The following is a 15729-nucleotide window of genomic DNA, read 5'->3' on the forward strand; positions in this document are numbered from 1 at the left end:
GTAGGCTGGATTTGCGCGCTCGCCAAGGCGAAAAGTCAAAAACCCGACAATCGTACACCTAGCCAGGGTAACCTTTGAAAAACCCTGGCGCGAATCGTCATTTTTCTGGCTCCATCAACACTCGACGAAGGCCACGGCCAGGCCGCCACGCGAGGTTTCCTTGTACTTGTCGTGCATGTCGGCGCCGGTATCGCGCATCGTGCGGATCACCTGGTCGAGGGAGATGAAGTGCTCGCCGTCGCCGCGCAGGGCCATCTGCACCGCGTTGATCGCCTTGACCGCGGCGATGGCGTTGCGCTCGATGCACGGCACCTGGACCAGGCCGCCGACCGGGTCGCAGGTCAGCCCCAGGTTGTGTTCCAGGGCGATCTCGGCGGCGTTCTCCAACTGCGCCGGGGTCGCCCCGAGCACCTCGGCCAGGCCCGCGGCGGCCATGGCGCAGGCCGAACCGACCTCGCCCTGGCAACCGACTTCGGCGCCGGAGATCGAGGCGTTCTTCTTGCACAGGATGCCCACCGCCGCCGCGGCCAGCAGGAACGCCACCACATCGTCGTCGCAGGCGCCGGGGTTGAACTTCATGTAGTAGTGCAACACGGCCGGGATGATGCCGGCCGCGCCATTGGTGGGCGCGGTGACCATGCGCCCGCCGGCGGCGTTCTCTTCGTTGACGGCCAAGGCGAACAGGTTGACCCATTCCATGGCGCTCAGGGTCGAGCCGATCACGTTGGGCTTGCCCGCCTCCTGCAGGCTGCGGTGCAAGCGTGCAGCGCGGCGCCTGACCTTGAGCCCGCCAGGCAGGATGCCCTCGTTGCGCAGGCCGTTGGCGACGCACTCGCCCATCGCCGCCCAGATCTTCAGCAAGCCCTCGCGCACCTCGGCCTGCGGTCGCCAGATGCATTCGTTGGCCAGCATCAGTTGGCTGACGCTGAGCCGGTGCGCCCTGCACAGCGCCAGAAGCTCTGCGGCGCTGGAAAATTCATAGGGCAGGCGCACCGGGTCGGCATTGGCCTCGGGGGCATCGATCTCGCCTTGCTCGACGATGAAGCCACCGCCGATGGAATAGTAGGTCTGGCTGAAGCGCTGCCCGTGCTCGCCAAAGGCGTGCAAGCGCATGGCGTTGGGGTGGTACGGCAGGTTCTCGTCGAGCAGCAGCAGGTCACGGGCATACTGGAAGGCCACCGGGTGGCTGCCGTCGAGCATCAGCCGCTGCGTATCCAGCAACTGCTCGATGCGTGGCTCGATGCTCTGCGGCTCGATACGGTCCGGCCACTGGCCCATCAGGCCAAGCAGGCAGGCACGGTCGGTGGCATGGCCAACGCCGGTGGCCGACAGCGAGCCGTACAGGCGCACCTCGACACGCCTCACCTGCGCCAGCAGCCCGCGCTCGCGCAGGGCTTGGGCGAAAGTGGCCGCGGCACGCATCGGGCCGACGGTATGGGAGCTGGAGGGGCCGATGCCAATCTTGAAAAGGTCGAAAACACTGATAGCCATGCTAATGCCTGACCGTGACGGGCGACTGCGCCGTGACACGGCTCTCTGGAAAAATTGAACGGTATTGCGAATTTGCGCGATACTGCCGCGCACACCCGCCAATGACCAACGAAAGTTCCTAAGCAAGGCTTTAGCCTAACTAAACGATGCGACGACAACTCAATGGCCAGCTGTTCGTCTGGCTGCATGTATTCTCCTGCGCGGCGCGGCACCTGTCGTTCACCCGCTGCGCCGAGGAACTGCACATCACCCCCGGTGCCGTCAGCCAGCAGATGCGCCAATTGGAGGAGCGCCTGGGCTACCGCCTGTTCCTGCGCCGGGCCCGTGGCGTGGAGCTGAGCGCCGAGGGCCAGCGCCTGGCGCAGACGGTGACCGAAGCCTATGGCAGCATCGAAGCCGAACTGCTGCGCCTGGATGCCGGCGAGATCCGCGGCACCCTGCGCCTGCGATCGATCCCCTCGTTCCTGGCCAAGTGGCTGACACCCCGCCTGCCGCGCTTCCAGCAGCGCTACCCGGACATCGAGCTGCGCCTGGTGGCCGAGGACAGCAACCAGGCCTTGCACCCGGACGATTTCGACCTGGCCATCGACCTCAACGATGGCAGCTACCCGGGCATGCGCTCGACCCCGCTGCTGGAGGAGCAGATCTTCCCGGTGTGCTCGCCGGCCCTGCTGCGCGGGCGCCCGCCCCTGCATGGCCCTGCGGACCTGGTGCACTACCCATTGCTGCACGACATCACCGCCTGGCGTGGCAGCTCGGAATACGCCGAATGGGAGTTCTACCTGCAGAGCATCGGCGCAGGTGGGCTGGATGTGCGCCGCGGGCACACCTTCAACCGCAACCACCTGACCATCGAGGCAGCCATTGCCGGGGTCGGTGTGGCCATCGCCCGGCGCACCCTGCTCAACGACGAGCTCGAGCGCGGGGCGCTGATCGTGCCGTTCGGCATGCCGATCGCCAATCACAAGCGCTACATGCTGCACTACCCGCCGGGGGGCCTGGGCCAACCGGGGGCACGGGCGGTGCATGACTGGCTGGTGGAAGAGGCACAAGGGTTCCGGGCGTTGCATCCCCTGGCGTTGGCGTGACGCGGTGCTGTCCCCTTTTGGGGCGCGAAGCGGCCCTAATGACCTCGGGATGGCACCTGGCCCCAGGATGACTACTGCACCGCGATCACCTTGTCCGGCTTGGGCGTCACGATCCGCCCCAGGTCGATACGCCGGAAATCCGGCTTCGCCCCCAGCCGCGCATTGAATCGCACGTTGAAGGTGAAGGGGTCCTCGGTCGCCACATCCAGCGCCCGCCCGTACATCGCCGTCACCCCTGCCCGGTCATACCCCATCAGGCTCAGCAGGGTCGGGAAGATGTTGTAGTGGCTGGAAGCGTTGTGGTTGTCGCCCAGGTGCGCGCGCCAGTCGAGCGACTTCACCCCCTGGCCCTGGATCACCACCAATGGCACCAACCCCTCCTCCGCCACCGGGTCGCTGCCGCAATGGGTGTTCAACCCCGGATCGCCCCGCTCATGCAGGTCCTGCCCATGGTCGGAGGTATAGATCACCACCGCCTGGCTCAGGTCGCCCTCGGCGAACAGGCGCCGAAAGAACTCGCCCACGCTCCACAGCAGGCTGTTACGGTACGAGTTGCGATACAGCACCCAGTCCTGCGGCCGGCCATCGAAACCTTCGCGGGTGCCGGTGTCGGCAACGTCGGCGAAGCGCCCACGCGGCAGCGCCGGCTGGTACTGCATGAATGCGTCGGGGTACTTGTCGTGCACCGGGAAGTGGGCGCCGACCTTGTTGATCACGATCAACTGTGCCTGGTCGTCCCGCAGCAGCTGCACCAGTGTCTGCAACGCGGCCATATCGCGCTGCATCACCGGCGTGTCGTCGAACTGCACGAAGCGGTCGATGTCGCGCTTCTCGGTTTCGGTCATCAGGTTCTGCAGCTTGCCGCCGGTACGTTGCCCATCGATGTAGACCGTGCCCAGCCCCGCCTGCTTGGCGTACTGCCAGATCGATGGGCCGGTCGAGTTGATCCGCAGGTAATCGGCGCGGGTCCCGCCATAGCGCAAGGTAACGTTGGTGTCGGCACTGCAGTTGGCCACCGCCGCCGCATAGCCGTAGTTGAAGATCTCCACCCCGGGCTGCGCCTGGGCCAGGTGACTGGTGACCCCCGCCGGGGTGTTCAGGTCCAGGTAGTTGCCGGCGACGCTTTCGTCGATCACCAGCACGATGTCCCGTGCCAGGGGCGACCCCGAACGGGCCAGGGTCACCGGCTGGCGCGGCCCGACGCTGTCGTGCAGCGACTCGTAGGTGAACAGGCTCAGGTAGGCCAGCGGCGTGTACATCACCGGCAGGCCACGGGCACCTTCGCCGGCACGCACGAACAGGATGCCGATCAGCAGCAGCAAGGCCAGCAACGGTGCCGCGACCGGCACCAGCCGTGGCAAACGCGGCACGGCGCCCGGCCGCAGGCCGATGCCGAACAGCAGCAAAAGCCCCTTGGCCAGGGCCACGCTGATCGCCTGCTGGTACTGCTGCAGCGCCTCGTGGATGAAGCCGCCGGAATAGACCATGGAGACGAACGCGCTGTAAGTCAGGTACGAATCGGTGATGCGGGTGTAGGCATCGAAGAACACCGCACTGGCCGTCAACGCCACGGCCAGTGGCCAGCGTACCCAGGCCGGGCGTATCCAGGCCGCCAACAGCAAGGCCACGGTCGTGATCGCGAACAGCCCCAGGTACATCAGCAATGCCGGGCCGATGCCCAGTGCTTCCATCCGCTCCTGGTAATACGTGTGGAAGCTCGCCAGGTAGGCGACCAGCAACAATCCCTTGATCCCTGCGCGCATGATTCGGCCACTCCGGTCATGGTTTTCCCTTCAAACCGTAGCACCCCTGTAACAAATCACAAGCCGAGAAAGTCAATTTTCCGGCGTTAACGTCACGCTGTATTTTGGCGTTACAAGTGACTCATCCTTGAGACTCTCTATCACGTACAGACCACGTTTTTCGCGGCCTTTGACCGTTCATCGGTTTGCCAACCGGCCAATTGCCAGTAGCTTTCCACGCTAACTCACGGATTGGAAAAGGGTTGATGGCAGATGGCCCTCTCGCTCAGCGCTTGTAAATTCAACGAAACATGCCATTGCTTTGACGCAAAACCGGACGGCTGAGCTATACCGAATTCACCACCTTGTTTCATCCCTATTACTCATCCATACGAGGCACTGCGCATGGACGTGAGCGTTTTTGGTACTGGTTATGTCGGTCTGGTACAGGCGGCGGCCCTGGCAGATGTAGGCCACCGGGTCCTGTGCGTGGATGTCGACGCCCACAAGATCAACCAATTGCGCCAGGGCGTGCCGCCGATCAGCGAGCCAGGCCTGTCGGAGCTGCTGGAAGACAACATCAAGGACGGTCGCCTGTTGTTCAGCACCCAGGCCAGCGATGCCGTTAGCCACGCCGAGCTGATCTTCATCGCCGTCGGCACCCCACCCGACGAGGATGGCTCGGCCGACCTCTCCCATGTGCTCGATGTCACCCGCCAGATCGTCGCGCTGATGGAGCAGGACCGCACCCTGATCGTCAAGTCCACCGTGCCGGTGGGGACCGCCGACCAGGTCCTGGCCCTGGCCCGCGAGGAACTGCAGCGCCTGGGCAAGGGCCAGTTGCAGGTGCGCGTGGTGTCCAACCCCGAGTTTCTCAAGGAAGGCAGTGCCCTGGCCGATTGCATGCGCCCGGACCGCATCATCGTCGGCACCCGCGACGAGATCGCCCACGACCAACTGGCCGAGCTCTACGCCCCGTTCTGCCGCAACCACGAAAAACTGATGTTCATGGACAACCGCAGCGCCGAGCTGACCAAGTACGCTGCCAACGCCATGCTCGCCACGCGCATCAGCTTCATGAACGAGCTAGCCAACCTCAGCGAGCAGCTGGGCGCCGACATCGAGGCGGTGCGCCGGGGCATCGGCTCCGACCCGCGCATCGGCTATCACTTCATCTACCCCGGTTGCGGCTTCGGTGGCTCGTGCTTCCCCAAGGACCTCAAGGCCCTGCTGCACACCGCCGAGCGCAGCGGTATGCCGCTGCGCCTGCTGCAGAGCGTCACCGAGGTCAATGACCGGCAACGCCAGATCCTCTTCGCCAAGCTCAAGCAGCGCCTGGGCACGCCGCTGGCCGGCAAGTCCATCGCGCTCTGGGGCCTGGCCTTCAAACCCAACACCGACGACATGCGCGAGGCGCCCAGCCGCTACCTGATGGAAGCGCTGTGGGCCGAAGGCGCCACCGTGCGCGCCTACGACCCAGAGGCCATGGACGAATGCCGGCGCCTCTACGGCTACCGTGACGACCTGCAGTTGTGCGCCACCCGCGACGACACCCTGCAGGACGCTGATGCCCTGGTGATCTGCACCGAATGGAAGAACTTTCGCGTGGTCGACTTCGCCCTGCTGGCCAGCAAGCTACGCGAACGGGTGATCGTCGACGGACGCAACCTGTACAACCCCGAGCAGGTGGCGGCCCATGGCCTGCTCTACAGCGGCATCGGCCTGCGCCAGGTCGCCCCACAAGTGGGTGCGCCATGAAAGTGCTGGTCACCGGCGCGGCCGGTTTCATCGGTGCCCACACCTGCCTGCGCCTGCTGCGCGACGGCCACCAGGTGGTGGGGCTGGACAATTTCAACGACTACTACGATCCGGCCATCAAGCATGCGCGGGTGCTCTGGGTCCGCCAGCAAGGCGGCGACTTCAACCTGCGCCACCTCGACCTGAGCGACCGCGACGGCATGGCCCGGCTGTTCGCCATGGAGCGCCCGGAGGTGGTGGTGCACCTGGCCGCCCAGGCCGGCGTGCGCCATTCGTTGCAAAACCCCCAGGCCTACATCGACAGCAACCTGGTCGGATTCCTCAACATCCTCGAGGGTTGCCGCCGCCACCCAGTGCAGCACCTGCTGTACGCCTCGTCCAGCTCGGTGTACGGGGCCAACCGGCAGACCCCGTACCGCGTGCAGGACACCGTCGACCATCCGCTGTCACTGTACGCCGCCACCAAGAAGGCCAACGAGGCCATGGCCCACAGCTACAGCCACCTGTTCGGCATCCCTTGCAGCGGCCTGCGCTTCTTCACCGTGTACGGCCCCTGGGGCCGCCCGGACATGTCGCCGATGCAGTTCGCCAAGGCGATCAGCGAAGGCCGGCCGATTCAGCTGTTCAACCATGGCCGCCACCAGCGCGACTTCACCTATATCGACGACATCGTCGAAAGCCTGGTGCGGCTGATGCCACGGGCGCCGGCAGGCGACCCGGACTGGAACCCCCATGCCCCCGACCCGGCCAGCAGCCAGGCGCCCTGGCGCCTCTACAACATTGGCGGGCAGCGCCCGGTGGAACTGCTCGACTACCTGGCGCTGCTGGAGAAGCACCTGCAACGCAATGCAGTGATCGAGCTGCTGCCGTTGCAGCCGGGCGACGTGCTGGCCACCTGCGCCGATGCCAGCGCCCTGGCCCGGGTCACCGGCTTCACTCCACAGGTTTCCCTCGATGAAGGGCTCAGGCGATTCATCGCCTGGTTTCAAGAGTACTGCGCGCCCAACGCCACGACGACCACCCCGGCAGGCGAGCAGGCGGATCAACGGAGGGCGGTATGACGGGACAACCCAGAAGCGCGCAATTGCAGGCGCTGCACCAGGACAAACGCATGGACCCACTGCACCGGCAGCGCATCGACGCGGCCATCCACATGCAGGGCCGCGGCTGGCTTACCGGCCGCGTCGGTGGGCGACCGTGGACCCTGTCGCGGACCAACCGCGTGCTGTCGTGCCTCGCCGCACTGGCCTTGCTGCTGGTGCTATCACCCCTGTTCATCGTGCTCGCCGTGCTGATCAAGCGTTCGAGCCCGGGCCCGGTGTTCTTCGTGCAAAAGCGCACTGGCTACCGCGGGCGGGTGTTCGGCATGTTCAAGTTCCGCACCATGGTCGCCGACGCCGAGGCACTGAAGGAGTCGCTGCGCCACCTGAACAAGCACGGCGCCGATGCCATCGACTTCAAGATCGACAAGGACCCGCGCATCACCTCGGTCGGCGGCTGGCTGCGGCGCAGCAGCCTGGACGAGCTGCCCAACCTGATCAACGTGGTCACCGGCGACATGCGCCTGGTCGGCCCGCGCCCCACCTCGTTCAACGCCTACCGCTACAAGGACAACCACCTCGCGCGGCTGTCCATCTACCCCGGCATGACCGGCCTCTGGCAGATCTCCGGACGCAGCAACATCGACTTCGACCAACGCGTAGAGCTAGACCTGAGCTACATCAACGAACAGAGCCTGATGCTGGACCTGAAGATCCTCTTCAAGACTCCGTTCAAAGTCTTCACTGGCCACGGAGCAAGTTGAGATGGACGGTTCCACTTCGAGAAGCCTGAGTATCGCCACCCCGAGCGAGACCAACCTGACCGCCACTGTCCTTGACCTCGACCAGCGCACCCTGTTGCTGACCGCGGCCAACACCGGCAGCGGCACCAGTACCAGCACCCTGGCCTTCGCCAGCCAACTGGCCCTGATGAGCGCGGGCAGCGTGCTGCTGATCGACAGCAGCAACAGTGCCAACAGCCTCAGCCAGCAACTGGGCCTGGGCAAGCTGCGCGGGTTCACCGACCTGCTGTTCGACCAGGACACCCCGCCACTGGCCGAGGACTGCATCGTGCGCTTGTCCGACCAGGCATTCGACATGCTCCCCGGCGGCACCTGGATACGTGGCCGCGACCGCCTCGACCCCGAGCGCCTGCGCGTGCTGCTGCGCCAGCTCGCGGCCCAGTACCGCTTCGTGGTGATCGACGGCGAAGCCGTCTATGCCAGCGCCGACAGCCTGGTGATCGGCCCCCTGGTCGATGGCGTGATCCTCGTGGTGTGCGGCGAGCAGACGCGCTGGGAAGTCGCCCAGGCCGCCGCCCAGCGCCTGAGCCAGGCCGGCGCGCGACTGATCGGCAGCGTGTTCAACAAGCGCAAGTACTACATGCCCAAGTGGCTGTACGACAACCTCTGAGGCCAGCACAGGATACCCACCATGAAATACCCATCGATTGCCCTGTGCGTGCTGGCACTGACCGGCTGCGCCAGCCAGGAAGCCCGGCAGATGCCGGTACAGATCCTCACCGCGCCGCCCGCCGAGGCGCAGAACACCGAGATCGCCCGCCAGGAACAGGTGCTGCGCCCGCAGGACGTGCTGGAAGTGATCTTCCACCTCGGCAGTAGCAGCAGCTCGGGGGCCTACCGCATCCAGACCGGCGATACCGTCGACCTGAATTTCCTCGCCGCCGGCAACCTCAATGGCAGCCAACTGGTGCAGCCCGACGGCAGCATCACCCTGCCCAGCACCAACACCAGCGTGAACATCGCCGGCATGAGCACCGCCGAAGCCGAGAACGCCATCCAGCAGGCCTATCGCAACAAGCGCGTGTTCCAGCGCAACCGCGACCAGGTCACGGTGCGCGTGCTCAGCCCCATGAGCACCATGAAGGATGCCCTGACCCACCCCGGCACCGGCATGAGCCGCGACATCACCGTGGGCATGGACGGGCGCGCGACCTTCCCCGAGATCGGCTCGATCCCGCTGCAGGGCATGACCGTCAACCAGCTGCGCGACTACCTCAACGAGCGCTACGCCAGCCTGCCGGGGCGCATGACCGTCGATGTGCTGCTCAAGTCCACCGCCGTCAACGAGATCTACGTGCTCGGCGAGGTCGGCCAGCCCGGCGCCTTCCCGATCCGCCGCCCGGTTTCGGTGCTCGAGGCGCTGACCCTGGCACGCGGCCCGACCATCAAGGCCAGGCTCGGCTCGGTGGTGATCATGCGGCGCAACGGCAACACCGTGCAGGCCTACAACTACGACGTCGACGAAGCGCTGTCGGGGAAAAGCCAGGCGATCGCCTACCTGCAGCCCGAGGACATGCTCTACGTGCCCAAGACCAAGCTGGCCAGCGCCGGCGAGCTGTCCCGGCAACTGGCCGACGTGATCCTGTTCCAGGGCATGGGCGTGAACTTCAGCTATCGCCTGGACAGCAAGGACGACAACAACGACCGGCGCGAAATCGACGCCGAATGACCGGGAGAACGCCATGACTACGCAACCCAAAGAGAACTACGTGCATGAGTTCTTCCGGATCTTCTTCGCCAACCGCCAGTTGGTCAAACGGGTGTTCCTGATCTTCGCGGTGATCGCCGTGGTGCTGCCGCTGGTGCTCAAGCAGAGCTACGACATCACCGCCGAGGTCATCGTGCAGTCCAAGAAGCTCTCGCAGAGCGACACCAGCTCGTCCCTGACCCAGGAGGCCGACCGCTTCATCCCGCCCTCGCTGGCCGACATGGAGACCGAGAGCAACATCCTGCGCTCGCCGACGCTGATCCGCCAGACCATCGACCAGCTGCGCCAGGAAGGCCACTACCAGGCCGAGCCCGGCCTGCTGCAGCGCTATGTGTCCGTGCCCCTGCGCGAACACGTGACCGACCCGCTCAAGCGCCTGTTCGGCAACGAGGTGGCCGAACAGCGCGACACCGCGCTGGATGACCTCACCGACCAGGCGATCAAGGAACTCACCGTCGAGACCCTGCCCGGCTCCAACGTGATCTCGGTGATCTACAGCGCCGACGATCCCAAGCTCGGCACCCTGTTCGTCCAGCGCTTGCTCGACAACTTCCTGAAGAACCGCCAGGACCTGCAGTCCAACGAACTGCCGGAAACCTTCTACGAGCAGAAGAAGCTGCACTACCAGGCCCGCCTGGGCGACCTGGAGAGCCAACGCCTCGGCCTGCTCGAAGCGGTCGGCTCGTCGGACCCGAAAGAGGAGATCACCTTCCGCCTCAACGCCATCAACACCGAGGAGCAGGCGCTGAACCTGTACCGCGACCGGCAGTTGCAGAACCGCCAGTGGCTGGACTACCTCAAGAGCAGCATGGCCATGGCCAACAAGGCCAGGATGACCGACTACAGCTTCCCCTACACCTTCACCACCACGGTCGACAACGTGGCCTTCGAGGACCGCGAGATCAAACAACTGGGTGAACAGCTGACCAGCCAGGTGGCCCGCTACGGCGCCGACCTGGCCGTGTTCCAGGCCAGCGCCGAACCCATGCTGCTGCTGCGCGAGCAGATCGGCCGCACCCGCCAGCAGTTCCTCAAGATCGTCGACAACCGCATCCGCGAACGCCAGCAGGACCTGGCCGTGACCCAGCAGGTGATCGATCAGAAGACCCAGCGCATCGCCGACTACAAGGCGCGCATCCACCAACTGCGCGAGACCCAGAGCAAGACCCGCCAGCTGGACACCGAGATCGATGCCCTGCACAAGGCCTTCTCCACCTACGCCCAGCGCTACGAGGAAAGCCGTGGCCAGGGCCTGCTCGATGGCAGCCAGTCCAACGCGCGGATCCTCAGCGCGCCGTACGAGCCGACCACCGCGGCCTTCCCCAAACCTGGCCTGATCATCCCGTTCGGCCTGCTCACGGGCATCCTGCTGTCGATCGCCCTGGTCTACATCAAGGAGTTCTTCGACCATCGCTTCAAGCATCCGGCGCAGATCGCCCATCAACTGGACCTGCCGGTGCTGCTGGTGATCAACGACCAGGCTCCGGCCCTGCCCAATCCGCATCGGTCCTGGTCGCTGCCACGCCTGATGCACTGGGTGCGCAATTGAACGCCGCCGTGCCCGCCGGCCACCGGCCGATCCTCCATCTGCTCAGCAGTGGCGGGTTCTACGGTGCCGAGCGCATGCTGCTGGACCACTGCCAGGCCACGCCGGGCCAGCATCGGGTGCTGTTCCTCGATGCCCCGGCGCAGCTGGTGGCGCGCTTTCGCGAGGCCGGCGTCGCGTGTCAATCGTGCCAGGGCCTGGTGCAGTTGCTGACACAGCTGCACCAGTACCGGGGTGAACGGCCCTTGATCAACACCCACAACTTCAAGGGCCTGGTGTTCGGCTGGCTGGGCGCGACCCTATGGCGCCTGCCGCTGGTCAGTACCCAGCACGGCTTCACCCCGAGCAACCGCAAGCAGCGCCTCTACACCTGGCTCACCTTGCAGCTGTGCCGCACACCCAAGGTGCAGCGGGTGGTCTGCGTGGCCGAGAGCATCGCCGCGCTGCTGCGTCAGGCGGGGGTCGCGGCCGGCAAGCTGCAGGTGATCCCCAATGGCCTGCCGCAGGCCGCCGCAGCGCCCAGGCGTGTCCACGGCAACGGCCAGTGGCTGGTCGGCTACGTGGGCCGCTTGAGCCGCGAGAAAGGCCCGGACCTGTTCCTCGACACCCTGATCCCGCTGTGCCAGCGCCACCCCCGGCTACAGGCGGTGATGCTCGGCGATGGCCCGGAACGCGCCGCGCTGCAGGCCCGCATCGATGCCGCCGGGCTGGGCGAGCGCATCAGCCTGCCGGGCTTTCAGCACGACATGCGCAGCTGGATGGCGCGGTTGGACACCCTGGTGATCAGCTCGCGCACCGAAGGCACGCCGATGATCCTGCTCGAAGCCATGCAAGAAGGCGTGCCGGTGGTGGCTTTCGGCGTCGGCGGCATCCCCGATGTCATCGAACACGGCCGCAACGGCCTGCTGGCCCGGCCGCTGGCGGTCGACGAGCTGGGGCGGCACCTGCAAGCCCTGCTCGACGACCCGGCGCAGGTCGCCGAACTGGTGGCCCGTGCCCGCCAGACCCAGCAGGAACGCTACCACCTGCCGACCCTGGCACGGCACTGGGCCCAGGTCTACCAGGGCGCGGCACAGGAGGTTGTCACATGATCATCCCACTGTCGCTGGTCAGCCTGGCCGGCCTGCTGTGCCTGGTGCTGCTGGCCAGCCCCTATCCCTACCTGGCGCCGGGCGCGGTGCTCGCCCTGGCCGGTGCGCTGGTGCTGTACCGGCGCCCGGCCTGGGGGCTGCTGGCGATCGCCACGCTGGTCCCGCTGGAGGGGCTGCTCAAGGACGGCCTGCTCTCCGGCGCCAAGCTGGTCGGGGTCGGCCTGGCGCTGATCCTGGCCCTGCAACTGGCCGTGCGCCAGTTGCCCGGCGAACGCCTGCGCAGCAGCCACTGGCGCCTGCTGCTGCCGTTTTTGGTGCTGTACCTGCTGAGCCTGTGGACCAGCGACAACCTGGCCCTGTCCCTGGGCCACCTGCGTGAACTGATCGTCGGCCTGGTGGTGTTCGTCATCGCCCTGCTGGTCGGTCGCGACCTGAACCTGGCCATGCTGGCGCGGCTGGTGAGCCTGAGCGTGTGCGTGATGTGCCTGTTCGCCATCCTCTCCACCAAGTACCAGGAACAGGGCCGCGCCACCGCGATGCTCGACCCCAACCTGTTCGCCATGCTGATCACCGTGGCCATGCCGATGAGCCTGTGGCTGGCGATCAAGGGCCGCCAGGTGCCGGTCAAGCTGTTCTGGGCCGCCTGCTGCCTGTTGCTGCTGGCCGGCATGACCAAGACCGAATCGCGCTCGGGCCTGGTGGTGCTGATGATCAGCCTGGTCATCGTGCTCTACAACTACCGCGAACAGCTGCGGCGCATCCGCCCGCGGCACCTGGGGTTCGCCATGCTCGGCCTGGCCATCGTGCTGCCGCTGGGGGCGGCGCTGATGCCGGCCGGCTACGTCGAGCGTATCCAGTCGCTGGTGCTGCTCAAGTCCGGGGTCAATGCGCACAAGGACGAGTCCCTGGGCCGCCGCGCCTCCTACCTGGTGGTGGGCAGGGAGATGATCAGCGACAGCCCGGTGTTGGGCACCGGCCCTGGCACCTTCCCGCTGCACTATGCCAGCACCGGTTTCTCCAAGGCCTTCGCCCCGGTCAACAGCAAGGTCACCGACCTCTACCGCCGGGCCCACAACACCTACCTGGAGATCGTCAGCGAAACCGGGTTGCCGGCCGGGCTGCTGTTCGTCGGCATGATCGCCCTGGCCCTGCGCAACTTCTGGCGAGCGCGCGCCGCCTGGCAGGCCGCCGGCGACCAGGACCAGGCCGACATGATGACCCACCTGACCATGAGCATGCTTGCCCTGGCGCTGTTCCTGATGTTCCTCAGCGCCCCCAGCCACAAGTACCTGTGGCTGATGCTGGCGCTGTCCAGCGTGGCCTGGCGCAAGGCCGCCGAAACGCGGGCGGTGGGGGACGTGGCATGAACCTGGTCAGCGTCGTCATCCCCATGTTCAACGAGGCCCGGCACATCGCCCGGACCTTGCAGGCGGTACAGGCCGCCGCCGCGCAGGCAGGCCTGGCCTGCGAGGTGCTGGTGGTGGACAACGGCTCCAGCGACGCCGGGCCGCGTATCGCCCGGGCCCATGGCGCGCGCGTGCTGAGCCTGCCAGGCATGGCCATCGGCGCCCTGCGCAACCATGGCGCGCGGGCCAGCCAGGGGCAGTGGCTGGCGTTTCTCGACGCCGACATCGAAGTGCCCGCCGACTGGCTCGGCCGCCTGCTCGAACTGCACCGCCGTGGCGAAGGCGATGTCTTCGCCCTGGACTGCGATACCCCGCGCCAGGCGCCCTGGTTCGCCTACGCCTGGCAGCGCCGCACGCTGCGCGCCGGGCAGACAGTGCAGGACAGCACCTGGCTGCCGACCCCCAACCTGCTGATGCAGCGCCAGTGGTTCGAACGCGTCGGTGGCTTCGACGAGCGCCTGCGCACCGGCGAGGACAAGGACTTCACCCTGCGCCTGCACCAGGCCGGCGCCCGCCTGCGGGTGCTGCGCCAGCCGGTGGTGCTGCACTGGGGGTTCGAGGGCAGTTGGGCGGAATGGCTGGGCAAGGAGCTCTGGCGCCAGGGCAGCCACGTGCAACTGCTGCGCAGCCATGGCCTGAACCTGCGCCTGCTGCGCTTCCCGCTGCTGTCGCTGGCGATCTGGCTGCTCGATGCCCTGGCCCTGTCGCTGCTCCTGGCCGGCTCAGGGCGCACCGCCCTGCTCCTGCTGCTGGTCGGCGCCCTGCCCGCCCTGGCGCTGAGCCTGCGCCAGGGCCTGAAGCACCGCGACCCGCTGTTCATCCTGCAACTGTGGGGGCTGCACTGGATCCGCCTGCACCTGGCCGGTGCGGCCCTGGTGCTCAATCTGTTCAACTGCAACGCAAGGAGGCCCGCTCGTGGCTGAGTTCATCTTCTGGCTATGCCTGCTCCTGCCTTTCTATGCCTGGCTGGGCTACCCGCTGCTGCTCACGGCCATGGGGCCGTTCTTCCCCCGGCGCCGCCCCGCGCCGTTGCCAGCGCAGCACGTCAGCGTGGTGGTGGCCGCGCACAACGAGCAGCGGCACGTCGAGGACAAGCTGCGCAACCTGCTGGCGCACGACTGTCGCGTCGCCAGCCTGCAGATCGTCCTGGCCAGCGACGGCTCCAGTGATTGCACCGTGGCCCTGGCCCGCAACTTCGACGACCCACGCATCCTGGTGCTCGACCTGCCGCGCCAAGGCAAGAACAGCGTGCTGAACGCCGCGGTCGCCCACTGCACGGGCGACATCCTGGTGTTCACCGATTGCGACGTGCAGTGGGTCGACGGCACCCTCGACGCACTGCTGGCGCCGTTCGCCGACGCCGACGTCGGCGGCACGGTCGGCAAGATGATCATCCCCGTGGCGGGCAAGGGCCTGAGCCTGGGCGAAAGCCTCTACCGCCGCTACGAAGCCTGGCTGCGCCGGGTGGAGAACCGTACCGGTTGCACGGTTTCGGCCGACGGTGCCCTGCAGGCGCTGCGCCGCGAGCTGTACCAGCCGATCCCCGAACGGGTCAACGACGACTTCTACATCAATACCTGCGCCCCGGTCGCCGGCAAGCGTGTCGTCTATGTCGACCAGGCCACGGTGCTCGACTGTGGCGTCGACGAAGCCGAGCGGCAGTTCAGCCGCCGCCAGCGCGTCACCGTCGGCGGCCTGATCAGCCTCGCCGCCCGGCGTGAGCTGCTCGACCCCCTGCGCCACGGCCTGTACGCCATCGCCCTGATCAGCCACAAGCTGGTCCGCCGCCTGGCCCCGGTGCTGCTGTTGCCCTTGCTGCTGGCCAACTTCTGGTTGCTCGACGAGCATGGCTTCTACCGCCTGACCCTGGCCGCCCAGTTGCTCGGCTACGCCATCGCCGTGGCCGGCCTGCTGGATGTGCGCCATCGCCTGCCCAGGCCGTTTCGCCTCGCCGCCTTCGTGCTGGTGACCCTGGCCGGCATGAGCGTCGGCCTGTGGCAGTTCCTGCGCGGGCACAGCTACAACCAATGGACCCCCAACCAGACCCGATGAGTGC

General features: G+C 66.6%; 13 protein-coding genes. 11 read left to right on the forward strand and 2 right to left on the reverse strand.

What is annotated here, in order from left to right; translation table 11 throughout:
* Positions 1–114 precede the first annotated feature (114 nt).
* Positions 115–1491: an L-serine ammonia-lyase gene (locus tag NJF35_RS06235; protein ID WP_225787939.1), complete on the reverse strand. Its 1377-nt coding sequence runs from the start codon at positions 1489–1491 to the stop codon at positions 115–117.
* A 146-nt stretch (positions 1492–1637) separates the two neighbouring features.
* Between NJF35_RS06235 and NJF35_RS06240 the strand changes: the two genes are divergently transcribed.
* On the forward strand, positions 1638–2579 hold the full coding sequence (locus tag NJF35_RS06240; protein ID WP_225787940.1) for a LysR substrate-binding domain-containing protein: 942 nt from the start codon (positions 1638–1640) through the stop codon (positions 2577–2579).
* A 71-nt stretch (positions 2580–2650) separates the two neighbouring features.
* Here the strand turns inward: NJF35_RS06240 and NJF35_RS06245 are convergent, their stop codons facing one another.
* Positions 2651–4342 (reverse strand): sulfatase-like hydrolase/transferase, encoded by a 1692-nt coding sequence (locus NJF35_RS06245; RefSeq protein ID WP_225787941.1) that lies wholly within the window; start codon positions 4340–4342, stop codon positions 2651–2653.
* A 384-nt stretch (positions 4343–4726) separates the two neighbouring features.
* Between NJF35_RS06245 and NJF35_RS06250 the strand changes: the two genes are divergently transcribed.
* Genes NJF35_RS06250 through NJF35_RS06295 form a run of 10 tightly spaced genes read left to right on the forward strand, consistent with a single transcriptional unit; the run spans position 4727 to position 15725 of the window.
* A complete protein-coding gene (locus tag NJF35_RS06250) occupies positions 4727–6079 on the forward strand; it encodes a UDP-glucose dehydrogenase family protein (protein ID WP_225787942.1) in 1353 nt (450 codons plus the stop codon).
* Positions 6076–7140, forward strand: coding sequence for an NAD-dependent epimerase (locus NJF35_RS06255; protein WP_225787943.1), 1065 nt, complete (start codon positions 6076–6078; stop codon positions 7138–7140). The genes NJF35_RS06250 and NJF35_RS06255 overlap by 4 nt, the downstream gene beginning before the upstream one ends.
* Positions 7137–7883 (forward strand): sugar transferase, encoded by a 747-nt coding sequence (locus tag NJF35_RS06260; RefSeq protein WP_225787944.1) that lies wholly within the window; start codon positions 7137–7139, stop codon positions 7881–7883. Before NJF35_RS06255 ends, NJF35_RS06260 begins: the two co-directional genes overlap by 4 nt.
* Before the next feature lies 1 nt (position 7884).
* Complete coding sequence (locus NJF35_RS06265; protein WP_253081388.1) at positions 7885–8532, forward strand: CpsD/CapB family tyrosine-protein kinase; 648 nt, start codon at positions 7885–7887, stop codon at positions 8530–8532.
* A gap of 21 nt (positions 8533–8553) precedes the next feature.
* Complete coding sequence (locus tag NJF35_RS06270) at positions 8554–9591, forward strand: polysaccharide biosynthesis/export family protein (protein WP_253090836.1); 1038 nt, start codon at positions 8554–8556, stop codon at positions 9589–9591.
* A gap of 13 nt (positions 9592–9604) precedes the next feature.
* The gene (locus NJF35_RS06275) at positions 9605–11179 is read left to right on the forward strand and encodes a GumC family protein (RefSeq protein WP_225787947.1); all 1575 of its coding nucleotides are present in this window, start codon (positions 9605–9607) and stop codon (positions 11177–11179) included.
* Positions 11164–12267, forward strand: coding sequence for a glycosyltransferase family 4 protein (locus tag NJF35_RS06280; RefSeq protein WP_410900203.1), 1104 nt, complete (start codon positions 11164–11166; stop codon positions 12265–12267). The genes NJF35_RS06275 and NJF35_RS06280 overlap by 16 nt, the downstream gene beginning before the upstream one ends.
* The gene (locus NJF35_RS06285) at positions 12264–13634 is read left to right on the forward strand and encodes an O-antigen ligase family protein (RefSeq protein ID WP_225787948.1); all 1371 of its coding nucleotides are present in this window, start codon (positions 12264–12266) and stop codon (positions 13632–13634) included. Before NJF35_RS06280 ends, NJF35_RS06285 begins: the two co-directional genes overlap by 4 nt.
* A complete protein-coding gene (locus NJF35_RS06290; protein ID WP_253090837.1) occupies positions 13631–14596 on the forward strand; it encodes a glycosyltransferase family 2 protein in 966 nt (321 codons plus the stop codon). The genes NJF35_RS06285 and NJF35_RS06290 overlap by 4 nt, the downstream gene beginning before the upstream one ends.
* Positions 14589–15725: a glycosyltransferase gene (locus NJF35_RS06295; protein ID WP_253090838.1), complete on the forward strand. Its 1137-nt coding sequence runs from the start codon at positions 14589–14591 to the stop codon at positions 15723–15725. Before NJF35_RS06290 ends, NJF35_RS06295 begins: the two co-directional genes overlap by 8 nt.
* Positions 15726–15729: the final 4 nt, after the last annotated feature.

This window comes from Pseudomonas guariconensis, from assembly GCF_024127895.1.
GTDB lineage: Bacteria > Pseudomonadota > Gammaproteobacteria > Pseudomonadales > Pseudomonadaceae > Aquipseudomonas > Aquipseudomonas guariconensis_B.

Excerpts from the sequence above, each read along its gene's own strand:
- NJF35_RS06235 (WP_225787939.1), bottom strand. The coding sequence starts at position 1,491 with ATGGCTATCAGTGTTTTCGACCTTTTCAAGATTGGCATCGGCCCCTCC.
- NJF35_RS06240 (WP_225787940.1), top strand. The coding sequence starts at position 1,638 with ATGCGACGACAACTCAATGGCCAGCTGTTCGTCTGGCTGCATGTATTC.
- NJF35_RS06245 (WP_225787941.1), bottom strand. The coding sequence starts at position 4,342 with ATGCGCGCAGGGATCAAGGGATTGTTGCTGGTCGCCTACCTGGCGAGC.
- NJF35_RS06250 (WP_225787942.1), top strand. The coding sequence starts at position 4,727 with ATGGACGTGAGCGTTTTTGGTACTGGTTATGTCGGTCTGGTACAGGCG.
- NJF35_RS06255 (WP_225787943.1), top strand. The coding sequence starts at position 6,076 with ATGAAAGTGCTGGTCACCGGCGCGGCCGGTTTCATCGGTGCCCACACC.
- NJF35_RS06260 (WP_225787944.1), top strand. The coding sequence starts at position 7,137 with ATGACGGGACAACCCAGAAGCGCGCAATTGCAGGCGCTGCACCAGGAC.
- NJF35_RS06265 (WP_253081388.1), top strand. The coding sequence starts at position 7,885 with ATGGACGGTTCCACTTCGAGAAGCCTGAGTATCGCCACCCCGAGCGAG.
- NJF35_RS06270 (WP_253090836.1), top strand. The coding sequence starts at position 8,554 with ATGAAATACCCATCGATTGCCCTGTGCGTGCTGGCACTGACCGGCTGC.
- NJF35_RS06275 (WP_225787947.1), top strand. The coding sequence starts at position 9,605 with ATGACTACGCAACCCAAAGAGAACTACGTGCATGAGTTCTTCCGGATC.
- NJF35_RS06285 (WP_225787948.1), top strand. The coding sequence starts at position 12,264 with ATGATCATCCCACTGTCGCTGGTCAGCCTGGCCGGCCTGCTGTGCCTG.
- NJF35_RS06290 (WP_253090837.1), top strand. The coding sequence starts at position 13,631 with ATGAACCTGGTCAGCGTCGTCATCCCCATGTTCAACGAGGCCCGGCAC.